We start from the raw sequence: 13,245 nt of genomic DNA on the forward strand, positions 1-13,245 counted from the left end.
AATGCAAGCAAAAGCAAAAAAAATCATCTTTATCGCCGTCCTTATCGTTGGCTGTATCATCACCAGCCTTATAAGCACCAACGATAAGGAGAAAACGCTACCCGTCAGTAGCCTGCTTCAGTCCGCGCAAGGTGCTGTTACATCAAAAACAGCGCAGGTAAAAACAGTACGCGTGCAGGTGAGCGGCGCCGTGCTGGAGCCGGGAATTTACGATGTGCCTGCCAGCTGCAGAGTGGAAGAGGCCATTGCTGCTGCCGGCGGTATGACGGAAAATGCCGACAGCGAACGTGTCAACCTGGTGCGTAAGGTGCGCGACGGTATGCAGATAAGAGTACCGGTGCAGAAGGTTACACGGACAAGCAGAACGCAGAGGAAAAAGGCTCAGGCAAAGTCCGATTTAGGTGAGAGTGCGTTAGGAAAGTCAGGCGGTGCTAAAGCAGGCCCAGGCAGAAACAACAGCATGATGCAGATTGTGCGCATCAACAGCGCGAGCGTAAGCGAGCTGCAGCAGCTGCCGGGCATAGGTCCTGCACTAGCACAGCGTATTGTGAAAACAAGAAACAGCGGGCGTTTTACCAGCGCGGATGATTTGCTGCGTGTGCCTGGAATCGGCAAGGCCAAGCTGGCAAAGCTGCGTGATTATGTGGAGGTGGATTAGTGCTGCAGAAAACACGTTATCTACGCTTATTTTTACCGTTCATGTTGCTTTGTATATTATTCTTTCGTCTGCTTACCGTGCCGCCGTCAGCCGAGCAGCAGCTTGCTGCCTGCTTTGGGCGGCAACTGGTTGTGCAGGGTGCGGTGGAACCTTTGAGCGTGCACCGGCAGGAAGGTTTTAGCAGTGCGATTCTACGTTGTCAAAAGGTTTATAGCGATACGGAGCTTGCTTACAGCGGTCGTTTGCGTGTGAGCGTGAAGGGCGAGCTGCCGCAGGCAGGCTGTGTGGTACTCAAAGGTACGTTGGAGCGCTTGGACAGCTTGCGTAACCCCGGAGGCTTTGATGCTGCAAGCTATAACAGAGTGCAGGAGCTGGGCGGACGTTTGCGCAAGGCGCAGCTGCTAAAGACTGAGCCGCAGGTTTTGTGGTGGCAGCGTTTTGCTTTGTGGAACAAAAAGCTGAGCGAACGCATAGAGGCAGCAGCCGGCTCTGAATATGGGGCGCTGCTGAGCGGCATGGTGCTTGGCGGCAGCAGCAGGCTGGACGAAGAAACGCGCGAGCTGTTTACGGATAACGGATTGGCACATCTTCTTTCTGTTTCGGGCACGCATATTGTGCTGCTCACAGGCATGCTGCTTGCTTTGCTGCAGTGGGTACCGATGCCCTGGCGTAAGGTTATTGTTATCATTTTGCTGATTGCCTATGCTTTGCTCTGCGGCTTGCGTCCTCCGGTGCTGCGTGCGTTGGCTATGAGCAGCGTTTTGCTGCTTGGCGGCAGTGGTGCGGAGCGCGGCAGGCTACTGTGTTTAGTTGCGGTATTGCTGTTGTGCCTGCAGCCGTTATGGCTTAATGATATCGGGTTTCAGCTGTCGTTCGGAGCGGCGGCCGGTCTTTTGTGGCTGCTGCTTGCATGCCAAAGGCTGCTGCCGCAGGCTTTGCCTGCGCCGATAGGCGAGGCGGCAGCAGTTTCGTTGGCAGCACAGCTGGCTGTACTGCCGCTGGAGGTTTATTATTTTCACCAAATTTCGCTGATTGCCTTGGTAAGCAATGTTGTGCTGGTGCCGATGTTGGAAATCGCAGCGCAGCTGGCACTCATGGGCGCACTATTGCCTGCCTGCGGCGATTATCTGCTGCAGCTTGCTGCCTGGCTTGCGGCGCAGGTGCTGACGCAGGCGCGTTTTTTTGCTGATTTTCCGTATAGCACTGTGGTTATCGGCAAGCTGCCTGCCTATTGCTTTGTGCTTTATTATGCAGCACTGTTTGTGTGTGCAGATTTCCCCTGGCTGCAATTTTGGAGCAACAGGGAAAGGCGCTGCGTCCTGCTATTTCATGCTTTGCTGCTTGCCGGGACGCTTGTTTATCAGCAGTATCGCACTTTGCCGCTGGCCTGCTATTTTCTTGACGTGGGGCAGGGCGATTGCGCTGTTATTGTCACGCCGTCGCAGCGGGTGGCAATTATTGATACTGGCGGCTTGAAGAATATATCGATTGCAACACGAGTGATTACACCGTTTCTGCACTATCTTGGCAAGCGTGAGGCTGATATCCTGCTGTTGAGCCATTATGATTTTGACCACGTTGGTGCTGCGGCGGACTTGCTGAGGCAGCTACGGGTGAAAAAGCTGCTTCTGCCCAACGAAGCTGTGACGGAGGAAAGTAAAAGAGTGCAGCAGGAAATTTTGGCGCAGGCCGGCAGGACGAAGGTGCATGTGGTGCAGAGCGGTGAGCGTTATGCGCTGGATGCTGCGGCAGAGCTTGTTTTGGTTGATGTGCCACAGCAGGCAGTACCGGGAAATGAAGCCAGCACGCTTGCGGCGCTGCAAAGCGCGCAGGGCAGCGTGCTGTTTACAGGCGACATGGGGGAAGAACGCGAGCGAGGTCTGCAGCTGCAGCAGTACACTGTGCTGAAGGCAGGACACCACGGTTCGCATTACAGCAGCAGTATGGAATTTCTGGAGCAGGTGCGCCCGAGGTTGACGGTTATTTCCTGCGGGCGCGGCAACCGCTACGGCCATCCGCATCAGGAAACACTGGAGCGCTTGCAGGCTGTGGGCAGCACTGTAGTAAGGACAGATGAGCTTGGGTGTATCAAAGTTGTTTTTGACGCAGAGGGAATAAAATGCTATAGTTATGTATATCATAAAAATGTTTTTTAGGAGTGCGAATATACTCATGGACATTAAAGCAGAAGAATTGCTTGCCAAATTACAACAGCATAAGCCGCTGCCGCAGGCTCAGGTACTGCTTTTGTGCGGCGAGGAGGATTACTACCGCAACAGCATTATTGCCGCGCTGCCGGAATATGTTTTTGGCGATACACCGGAGGCTGACCGCGAAATAACGGTCTTTGACAAGGACACCAATTTATCTGGACTGCAGGCAGCCGTCAACAGCTATCCCTTCTTCTGCGGCAAATCGCTGATTTTCCTAAAGGATGAAAAGCTGTGGGCTGCAAAGCCTGCCAAAGCAAACAGCACTGCTGATTCGCAGGATGATACCGATTCCAAGAGAATGAAGCAGCTGGCGGCGATAGTCAGCGACGTACCGGATTATTGCCTGCTTGTAATCAGCAGTAAGAAAATGGATAAGCGGACCAAGCTGTATAAGCAGCTTAAAGCAAGTGCGCTGATTTGTCCGTGTGAACGCATTAAGGAAAGAGAGCTTGATGATTGGCTGTATGCGCAGGCAGCAGCTTACGGCGCGCATTTTACCAGAGATGCGCTGGCGGCTATCAGCGAATATATCGAGCCGGTAAAGGAAGAAATTCCCTTGGATTTGCTGCAGCAGGAAATCGGTAAGCTGGCGATTTATGCCGCAGGACGCAGAGAATGGACGGAAGAGGATGTGCTGAATGTTTTTGCACTGCTGCCAAACGCTTCATCTTTTGCGCTGACCAATTATATTATGGCAGGCAAGCTGAAGCAATGTCTGGAGCTGTTGGCGAGCGAACGCAAGCACGGAACCTATATCCTGCCGCTCAGCGCAACCGTAGCTTTTAAACTGCGTCAGGTGCTGCGTTATCTGGAGCTGAAGCGCAGAGGCTACGACCAGAAGGGCATTATGGATGAGCTGGGGATGCGTAGCCCATATGCCTACAGATTTTTGGAGCGCGACAGCAGGCATTTTGATGAAAAGCGTCTGACGGAAGCTTTGCTGGGACTATCTGATATGAATATCAAACTGCGTCAGGGCGGACGCGGATATGAGAAGCTGGAGGAAATACTTGTCCGCCTGCTTACATGATATCTTATACTCAGAAATTAAAGCTGGACAAAAGCACTTAATATCTGCTATAATAATGAAACAGTCAACGAGGACTTTTTTGAGTAAGGAAGTAGTGTGTCCATGCTTAAAAAGGTCCTTTTTCGTTTATCCTGCAGAAAATATGTAGGGAGCATTTTTCTGCAGCATGATAATTAGGGAGTATTGAGAAAGGAGGCAGCCTTATGGCTGCACTGATCATGAACAACAAAGATTTACTGTATGTAATTAAACCTGAAGAACAAAACGAAAGTACTCTGCGTGAGCTTCTGACTCTGCATCCGGAGATTCAGTTTGTATCTCTGATGGGTGTGGATTTTGCCGGCAATGATACCGACGAAAAAATCCCGATGAAGATTTTCCTCGAGGATATCGATGGCTTTTTGGCAGGCAGCGCAGCACAGACTGACGGCTCCTCCGTTGTACTGACCGGTATCGCTACTCTGAACGATGCCCGCGTTGATATGAAGGTTGATAAAACCGTTAACTGGTTTGTTGATTATAACTATGAGCATTTTGACGCAGAAAGCGGTCGCATGATCGGTACTCTGCGCATTCCCTGCTATCTGATTCATAACGGCAATCATGTTGATTCCCGTTCTATTTTGAATGATACTCTGGCTTATGTAGAAAAAGAAATTATGGATTTGTTTGCTAAGCATCCGGTTATTGCCGGCCTGGAGCATGTAAATCCTGCTGAGATTGAAAAGCTGATTTTCACCAGTGCTACTGAGCTGGAATTTTGGGTAAAAACTCCGCGTGAGGACGCACCGCTGGAGGCTCTGAGCTCCTCTCAGGTAATGCAGGAGCAATATTGGCAGCGTACTCGCGGTAACGTGCGTACCGCATTGGAGCAGACCATCCAGACTCTGGAGCTGTACGGCCTGGAGCCGGAAATGGGCCACAAAGAATGTGGCGGTGTTAAGGGTCAGATTGATGCCGCAGGTCATATGACTCACGTTATGGAGCAGCTCGAGGTTGACTGGAAGTTCAGCAGCGGCGTACAGACTGCGGATAACGAGCTTTTGGCACGTATCATCGTTAAAGAGATTTTCCGTATGAACGGTCTTGAAGTTTCCTTCCAGGCTAAACCGATTCCCGGTGTTGCAGGCAGCGGTGAGCATACGCATGTGGGCATTGCCGCAAAAATGAAAAACGGCAAGATTGTCAACCTGTTCTCACCGAAGGATATGCATGAGGACTTCCTGTCCGCTATCGGCTATGGCGCTCTCATGGGCCTTTTGAAAAACTACGAGGTAACCAATCCGTTTATCTCCTGCACCATTGACTCTCTGAACCGTCTGAAACCCGGCTTTGAAGCTCCTGTTTGCATCGTTACCAGCCTTGGCCTGAGCCCGGATAACCCGTCCCGTAACAGAACCATTCTTGCAGGCCTGATCCGCGATCTGGACAACGATAAGGCTACCCGTATCGAAATGCGTTCTCCGAACCCGTACACCAATACCTACATCGCTATTGCTGCCTTCTACCTGTCCTGCCTCGACGGCATCAAGGCTTGCGTAGAATCCGGCAAGGACCTGAAGGCTTTGGAAAAGGAGATTTCCAAGAAGGCCGGCGAAGAGGGCTTCTATCTGGATACTGACCGTCAATACCGCACTGAGGAAGACGTGTTTGAAGATTTCACTGCGGAAGAACGCAGCAAGCTGTTCGGTGAACCGCCTGCTACCGTTTGGGAAAACCTCTGCGCCTTTGAAAAATATCCAGAAAAGGTTGCAGTTCTCACTCAAGGCAATATCCTGAAAAAGGAATACATCGACTCCTTCATGCAGGGTGCGCTGATTCGCTGGAAGACCGAGCTTCTGACTCGTCTGATTCCGGAAAATTATCAGGCTGTTATCGATATGAAGCGCTTGCACAACCAGGAAACCTGCACTGACTGCGACCTGGCAATGTGGCGTAAAATCCAGAACCTGCGTGCTAAGCTGGCAAAGGATTCTTTTGAGGAGAAGAGCATCTTTACCAGTATCCGCAGAGCTGTTGCCGATGGCGATTACGATACTGTTTCCAAGCTCAAGGTTGAGATGGGGGCAACTATGGAAGAGCTCAAGACTCTGTATCACGATTACAAGCAAAATATTATCGATTAATTTATCTGCTTCTTGCATGGCTGCTGTACTCAAAGTGCGGCAGCCATTTTGTTTCGCGCTTATACCAAAGTGCGATTATTGAAAAAATTATCCCTAAAACTTTCCTTTCAGCTTATTTTTTTGCATGAAACTGTTGAGTTAAGCGCTGTTTTGTGGTAAAATATCAAAGATATATTGACAGTAATATTTTCTGCTGTCCGAAGAAAGGCGATGATAGCTGTGGAGCAGGTCAAGGATGTTCCTGCCTATATTCGCCAGATGTACACGGATAATAATTTTATGACTAAATTCGGTGTGCATATTGGTGAGATAAAGTGTGGCAGTGCTGAAGTCAGCATTGACGTTGATCCAGCGAAGCATTTTAATCATCGTGACATTTGTCACGGCGGAGTGATGTTGGCCTTGGCAGACTCCGTTCTGGGTGTTACCGGTGCAAGCGTGGGCGCTGTAGTGGCAACTCTTAATTTCAGCATGAATTTTATCAAAGGTGTCCATGAGCCGACTACCTTAACGGTACGAAGCCATATTAAGCATTCCGGACATTCTACGATGGTTATCGAGGCTGAAATGACTGACAGCAAAAAGAATTTAATTGGGACGATTTTAACAACAATGTTTGTCGTCGACAGATTTAAAGAAATACCCGCCAAATGGTGAGCTTGCCTGAGTTGATTTGGAAGGGAAATGACGCGGAAGACCGCTTGATATCAAGGAGGATATGATGGATTTTGCATTAAACGAGGAACAATTAGAATTACAGGAAATGGTAAGGGAGTTTGTTGAAAAAGAAATTACTCCTTATGCTGCTGAAATGGATGCAGAAAACCATATGCGTGACGGCCTGATTGACAAGGCTAACGAAATGGGCTTGCTGAACGTTATTGTTCCGGAAGAATTAGATGGCCCCGGCCTGGACAGCATTTCTGTTGCTACCATTTATGAAGAGCTGGGCAAAGGTTGCGCAGGTGTTGCAACCTCTTTGGCTGCTAACAGCCTGGCAACTGTACCTGTTCTGCTGGCAGGCACCGATGAGCAAAAGAAAATGTATTGCGATATCCTGAACAACGGCGGTCTGGCTGCTTTCGCTCTGACCGAACCCGGTGCAGGCAGTGATGCAGGCGGTGTTTCTACCCGCGCTGTACACAACAAGGAAGAGGGTACCTACACTCTGAACGGTACCAAAATGTTCATCACCAACGGTGGTCTGGCAGAAATCTTCCTGGTATTCGCTAATACCCGTAAAACCGGCGGTATCCGTGGCTTGACTGCTTTCATCGTTCCGAAAGACACCCCGGGCTTCTCCGTTGGCAAAAAAGAAAACAAAATGGGCATCCGTCCTTCCAATACTACCGAGCTGGTTCTGCAAGACGTTGTTATCCCCGAATCCTATCGCGTTGGCCGTGAAGGCGAAGGCTTCCGTATTGCTATGAACACCTTAGACAGCGCTCGTCCGTTCGTTGGCGCTGTTTCCGTAGGTATCGCTCAGGCTGCTCTGGACTGCGCTGTTAAATATGCTAAAGAGCGCCGTCAGTTCGGCCAACCGATTGCTTCCTTCCAAATGGTTCAAGGCATGCTGGCTGACATGGCTATGAAGGTTGAAACCGCTCGCCTCATGGTTCAAAAGGCTTGCTGGATGCGTGACCAGGGCATGGAATTCTCCAAAGAGGCTGCTATGGCTAAATGCTATGCTGCTGATACCGCTATGCAGGTAACTACCGACGCTGTTCAGGTAATGGGCGGCTATGGCTACACTAAAGAGTACCCTGTAGAGAAGATGATGCGTGACGCTAAAATCATGCAAATCTACGAAGGCACTAACCAAATCCAACGTCTGGTTATTGCCAACAAGCTGTTGTACTAATAGCTATTATAACGAAGATAATTTTATTGAGAGCTGCTGCACTTTTGTGTGGCAGCTCTTTGCTGTTTTTATTCGTGACAATGGTTTACGCGTATGCTAAAATATAAAGATAAAGAGCTTTTAAAGCATAATAAAAAGCAGAATCTTTGCCACAAATCATTTTGCTGAGAATTGGGGGGCAAATACATTGTTAGCTGATAATTTAAAGCAGGTTCAGGAGCAGATAGCGTCTGCTTTGGACAAGCGTAAAAATAAAGACCTGCTCACAGGAGATAAGGTAACGCTGGTGGCGGTGACGAAAAATCATCCGCCCGAAATTATTACAGATATTGAAGCCTTGGGTATTGCCAATGTAGGCGAAAACCGTGTGCAGGAAGCCAAGCATAAGCAGGAGGCCTTGGGAAAGCATGGCTACTGGCATCTTATCGGTCATCTGCAGACGAACAAGGCACGCCAGGCAGTTGCTTTGTTTGACCTTATTGAATCGGTAGACAGCGAGCATTTGCTGGCTGCGATTAATAAAGAGGCAGAACGTATAGGTAAGGTGCAGGATATCCTTTTGCAGCTGAATATTGCCCACGAGGAGCAAAAGTCCGGCCTTGATAAAGAGGATTATCTGGCGCTGTTGCCCAAGCTGCCTGAATACAAGCATGTGCGTTTGCGTGGCCTGATGGTCATTGCCCAAAAATGCGAGGACGTAGAAGCAACCCGACCTGTGTTTGCTGCCGGTTACCGTGCCTTTGCCCGCTTAAAGCAGCAGTATCCGCAAGTGGACGTATTGTCGATGGGCATGAGCAATGATTATGCAGTTGCTGTTGAGGAAGGCGCGAATATTGTGCGTGTGGGCACAGCCTTGTTCGGACAGCGTGATTATAGCTTGAAATTTTAAACATAGAGAAGGTTGGTGACGTAATGAAAATTATTGATAAAATCATGGATTCCTTAAGCCTTTACGATGATGATGACGAAATTATTGAAGATGGAGTTGAAGAGAAGCCTGCTAAGAATGAACCTGAGCCTGCGAAGCCTAAGAAGCGTTTCTTCGGCAGCAAGGAAACACCTGCTGCTGCACCTGCAGAGGAGCCTAAGCGTGAACGTAAATCTATGTTGAGCTTCAAGAAAAATGCTGAAAATGATGCACCGGCTAAAAATGATAAGATGGGCAGCAAAACTATTAATATGCCGATTGCTGATAAGCTGATGACAGTTGTGTTATTGGAGCCTGTTGATTTCAATGACTCCCCGAAGATTGCCGATTATCTGCGTGATAATCAGACGGTAGTTGTTAATTATGATAAGACAGATAATGTTGTTGCCAAGCGTATGACCGACTTTGTCAGCGGTACTGTTTATGCTATTGGCGGCAGTATGAAAAAGCTGGGACGCAACATTATCATCTGTGCTCCGAAAAACGTAGATATAGATGCTGATGAAGAGCGCGAATATAACGAGAGGGGAAATAAACCATGGGAGAAATAGCAGTAAAGAAAATTGCTTTTATCGGCGGCGGCGCTATGGCCAAGGCTATTATCAAAGGTATTCTTGGCGGCGGTCTGATTGCACCGGAGATGATTACCGTAGGCGAGCCGACTGAGGCACATGCGCGCAGTCTGCATGAAGCCTTTGGCGTAAATGTTACTACGAATAATAAAGAGGCAGTAAAGGATGCTGACCTGGTAATCTTTGCCGTTAAGCCTCAGGTAGCACCGGTGGCGCTGGTACCCGAGCTGATAGCTGCGATGAAAAAAGATGCCTGGGTGCTTTCTATCATGGGCAGTGTTACGCTGGAGCAGTTGCATACCTATGCTCCGGGGTTCCCGGTAATCCGCACGATGCCCAACACGCCGCTGGCAGCAGGCGCAGGTATGACTGCTATCTGCTGTGATGAGGCGGTAACGGAGCCAATGAAGCAGACTGCGGCAGCAATTTTCAGCAGCTGCGGCGAAATAGAATTTGTTGATGAAAAGTCACTGGAAGCAATTACAGCTATTTCCGGCTGCGGACCGGGCTATTGCTTTGTGATTATCGATGCACTGGCTGACGCAGGCGTGCGTGCCGGTCTGCCGCGCGCGCTGGCTATTAAGCTGGCAGCGCAGACAATGGCAGGCAGCGGCAAGCTGTGCGTAGAAAGCGGACTGCATCCGGCACAGCTGCGCGACCAGGTAACAAGCCCCGGCGGCACGACTATTGCCGGTATCCATGCTTTGGAAAACCATGGCGTGCGCGGTGCTTTTTATGATGCGGTGCAGGCAGTGCTGCAAAGAGATAAGGAATTACAGGGGAAATAATTTATGGCAGACAGAGAAAAAATTCTGCGTTATTTTAAAGCCGGCGGTGATGAGCAGCTGGCGGCCAAGCTGCTGGATTTAGCCGAGGGAGCCAATAAATCACGCAAGTTTCGCGTGAGCGAGTTTCTTGATCCTCATGCCTATAACGTTGCGGAAATTATTGCGGCAAACTACGAAAATGTGCGTCTGGAAAGCGACGGCGGCTTCAGTAATGCCGAAAGGGTGAAGGCTGCCTTTGTTGCCGATGATTTTTACGGTCAGCCGGATTTCGGAATGGCCTATTTTCTGGCGGCCTGGGATAAGCGCTATTATGATTTGTCGCACCGCGATATCCTGGGTGCGTTTATGGGCACAGGCTGCAAGCGCGAGGCCTTGGGTGATATTGTTTTTGTGCCTGAGGGTGCGCAGTTCGTAGTAGAAAAATCACTGGTGAATTATCTTACCGGCAATCTGACGCAAATCGGTTCCGCGCCGGTAACGCTTACGGAAATTCCCCGCGAGGAATTGCTGCAGAAGGAAGAAAAGGTTAAGCTGATTAACGCGACAGTTGCTGATTTGCGCCTTGATGCCGTGGCAGCGGCAGGCTATGGCGTAAGCCGCAGCCGTATGGCGGATGAAATCAAAAGCCTGAATGTCAAGGTCAACTGGAAAGAGGCCAAGAAGGCGGCACAGCCGGTGAACGAGGGCGATGTAATTTCCTTCCGCGGCCGTGGACGAGTAGAGATTGAGGAAATTCGCGGCACTACTAAAAAAGGACGCATCAGCGTAACGCTGAAGCGTTATATCTAGGAGGATAAACCATGCTTAATCCGGAGGATTTAAAGAAAAAAACTTTTACCAAGGGTTTTCGTGGCTATGAGGTAGAAGAGGTAGACAAGTTTCTTGCCAAGCTGATTAAGGAATACGAATACCTTTATCTGGATAACCTGGAGCAGAAGGAAACTATCGAACGCGTCAGCTCCAAGCTGGAATATTATCAGCAGATGGAGGCTACCATGCAGAGCACTCTGGCTGTGGCGCAGGAAACTGCTGACGAGGTGAAGAACGCCAGTGAAAAGAAGGCGGCGCTGCTGGAGAAGGAAACGGCAGTGAAGTGCGAGCAGCAGCTGAGCGAAGCGAAGGCTGCGGCGCAGAAGCTGCACGACGATACCATGGCGCATGCCGAGGATTTGTATAATCAGACAAAGAACAAAACAGATAACATGCTGCAGGCAGCGATGGCTGAATGCAATAAGCTGCGTGAGGAAGCTAAGTCCTATGCCGAAAAGCTGCGCAGCAGTGCCGAGGTAGATGCCGATAAACTGCGCATTACTACCGAGGATGTCTGCAAGAAGCGCGCCAACAGTGCTGCCAGCGAGGCTAGCAAGCTGCTGGAGGATGCACGCAGCGAAGCCGGCAGAATGATGCTGGATGCAAATACTAAATATCGTAAACTGGTGGGAGATGCAGAGGAACGCAGCCGTAAAATTATTTTTGAGGCTGATGCCAAGGCTGCTATGGCCGAACAGGCTTATAACGAGCAGGTGAAAAAGGCGGCGCTGCATCGTAAAAATATGCTGCATCTGTTGGAAACGCAGGTTGAGCTGCTCAAAAACTATGCCAGTCATAACGAAGAATAGTCGGAGGCTGAATGATGATTATCTTAGTGAGGCATGGTGAAGCAACGCATCACACGCAAAGATTGACCGGCGGCTGGACGGATTCGCAACTGACCGAAAAGGGAAGGGCGCAAATAAAGGCTGCTGCGGTAAAGCTGGCGAAGGATTTTGCCGGACGTAATTGCAAGTTGCGGATTCTGGCAAGTGATTTGCAGCGTGCTTCCGCATCGGCGCAGATTATTGCCGAGGAGCTTGGATTTAAGGGCGAAATAGAGCATTGCCGTTTCCTGAGGGAAAAGAATAACGGTATTGCTGCCGGCATGACCGAGGAAGAGGCCAAGAAGCATTTTTGCAAGCCTGCTTCCGAGCAGGAGCTGGATCACCGCAACTATCCCGGCGGTGAAACGCGCAATGAGTTCTATCGCCGTAATGTACACGGCTTATGGCATTGTGCGGATGTCGACAAGGAAAATCTGCTGATTGTTGCGCATAAGGGCACGATTCAGAATATTATTTTCCGTTGGCTGGGAGTGGATATGCAGCAGGTGGCGGCGTTTAACTTTTCGGTTGATGTGCATCCTGCCAGTGTAACTGTTCTGGGGATTAACAAATGGCATGAGCATGCTGTTTTCCGCTTGAATGACGTTAGTCATCTGACGCAGGGAAAGGGCTTTGGCGTGTTTGAGTTCAAGTATGAGAAGTAGAGAAGGCTGTGAATGACCGCTTGGGTGCTTGGGGAAAGTGCTTAAGCGGTTGTTTTTGTGTTCTCACTATACTAATGGCTTTTTTTGTCGTTTTATTCACCACCTAACGCAAAAAAATAAGCAGGACAAATTTGAAGATAGTTTATCCTGCTTGCGTTTATCATATAATTTATCTGAGTAATACGGCAGATAAATAATTGGTTGGGTAGTTACTTAACTTAATTTTGTCAACAATAATGCCAGATTGCTGAGATAATTCTCGCGAATACAGTACTCCACCAGATCATGATCTGTCCACTTGCTCTGCATATTTCAGAAGATAAAAAATGCGTAAAGCATCAAAACTTGGTACAATAGAAGTGAAACAAACAATCAACCAAGTATGAGAGATTCATGTCTAAACTCCTAGCACAGATGCAGCAACTTTTGCAGACTGCTTGATATATTTTATTTCTTAAAATATCCTTTTTTCAACAATAAAAATGCTCCGCTTACTCTTTTTCAAGAGGGTAGGCGGAGCATTTTTTATTTGTTGTTCAGTTCTATTGCCAGCAGCCTAATCTGTTCCTGCGCTTCTGCTTCCGTTTCGCACATGGAAAGGATGACTGGCATTTTGGACCAGTTTGCAAAGGCCAGGACGAAGTAATGGTCTACGTATTTATCATTAGTATAAAAGTACCAGTCGCCGGTTTCATAAACGAGGCTGGTAATGGTATCGCTGTTGATGTAATCAGGGAAGCGGTTCATGTAATCCCAATGGTTATCTT

Annotated in this window: 13 protein-coding genes; 12 read left to right on the top strand and 1 reads right to left on the bottom strand. The window is 49.1% G+C overall.

Annotated elements, in window-relative coordinates; translation table 11 throughout:
* The first annotated feature begins 1 nt into the window (after position 1).
* The 12 genes from RDW05_RS10060 (at position 2) to RDW05_RS10115 (ending at position 12,478) form a co-directional block, all read left to right on the top strand.
* Complete coding sequence (locus RDW05_RS10060) at positions 2-658, top strand: helix-hairpin-helix domain-containing protein (RefSeq protein WP_307978939.1); 657 nt, start codon at positions 2-4, stop codon at positions 656-658.
* Positions 658-2,814 (top strand): DNA internalization-related competence protein ComEC/Rec2, encoded by a 2,157-nt coding sequence (locus tag RDW05_RS10065; protein ID WP_307978940.1) that lies wholly within the window; start codon positions 658-660, stop codon positions 2,812-2,814. Before RDW05_RS10060 ends, RDW05_RS10065 begins: the two co-directional genes overlap by 1 nt.
* Before the next feature lie 16 nt (positions 2,815-2,830).
* Positions 2,831-3,901, top strand: coding sequence for a DNA polymerase III subunit delta (holA, locus tag RDW05_RS10070; protein WP_307978941.1), 1,071 nt, complete (start codon positions 2,831-2,833; stop codon positions 3,899-3,901).
* Positions 3,902-4,104: 203 nt separating this feature from the next.
* Complete coding sequence (locus tag RDW05_RS10075; protein ID WP_307978942.1) at positions 4,105-6,027, top strand: glutamine synthetase; 1,923 nt, start codon at positions 4,105-4,107, stop codon at positions 6,025-6,027.
* A gap of 210 nt (positions 6,028-6,237) precedes the next feature.
* Positions 6,238-6,684, top strand: a complete 447-nt coding sequence (locus RDW05_RS10080) for a PaaI family thioesterase (protein WP_293691623.1) — start codon at positions 6,238-6,240, stop codon at positions 6,682-6,684.
* Between the two features lie 64 nt (positions 6,685-6,748).
* Positions 6,749-7,888 (top strand): acyl-CoA dehydrogenase family protein, encoded by a 1,140-nt coding sequence (locus RDW05_RS10085; RefSeq protein WP_040564471.1) that lies wholly within the window; start codon positions 6,749-6,751, stop codon positions 7,886-7,888.
* A gap of 187 nt (positions 7,889-8,075) precedes the next feature.
* Positions 8,076-8,777 (top strand): YggS family pyridoxal phosphate-dependent enzyme, encoded by a 702-nt coding sequence (locus RDW05_RS10090; RefSeq protein WP_307978943.1) that lies wholly within the window; start codon positions 8,076-8,078, stop codon positions 8,775-8,777.
* Between the two features lie 23 nt (positions 8,778-8,800).
* On the top strand, positions 8,801-9,367 hold the full coding sequence (locus tag RDW05_RS10095) for a cell division protein SepF (RefSeq protein WP_307978945.1): 567 nt from the start codon (positions 8,801-8,803) through the stop codon (positions 9,365-9,367).
* Positions 9,355-10,176 (top strand): pyrroline-5-carboxylate reductase, encoded by an 822-nt coding sequence (gene proC / locus RDW05_RS10100; protein WP_307978946.1) that lies wholly within the window; start codon positions 9,355-9,357, stop codon positions 10,174-10,176. Before RDW05_RS10095 ends, proC begins: the two co-directional genes overlap by 13 nt.
* Positions 10,177-10,179: 3 nt before the next feature.
* The gene (locus RDW05_RS10105) at positions 10,180-10,965 is read left to right on the top strand and encodes an RNA-binding protein (RefSeq protein ID WP_021720901.1); all 786 of its coding nucleotides are present in this window, start codon (positions 10,180-10,182) and stop codon (positions 10,963-10,965) included.
* Positions 10,966-10,976: 11 nt separating this feature from the next.
* On the top strand, positions 10,977-11,795 hold the full coding sequence (locus RDW05_RS10110) for a DivIVA domain-containing protein (RefSeq protein ID WP_304270823.1): 819 nt from the start codon (positions 10,977-10,979) through the stop codon (positions 11,793-11,795).
* Positions 11,796-11,806: 11 nt separating this feature from the next.
* The gene (locus RDW05_RS10115) at positions 11,807-12,478 is read left to right on the top strand and encodes a histidine phosphatase family protein (RefSeq protein WP_307978947.1); all 672 of its coding nucleotides are present in this window, start codon (positions 11,807-11,809) and stop codon (positions 12,476-12,478) included.
* Positions 12,479-13,003: 525 nt separating this feature from the next.
* Here the strand turns inward: RDW05_RS10115 and RDW05_RS10120 are convergent.
* Positions 13,004-13,245, bottom strand: a 242-nt coding sequence (locus tag RDW05_RS10120) for a hypothetical protein (RefSeq protein WP_307978949.1), incomplete at its 5' end; no start/stop codon positions are given.

Origin of the sequence: uncultured Phascolarctobacterium sp. (assembly GCF_902463975.1) — a bacterium.
In the GTDB taxonomy this organism is placed as follows: domain Bacteria; phylum Bacillota; class Negativicutes; order Acidaminococcales; family Acidaminococcaceae; genus Phascolarctobacterium_A.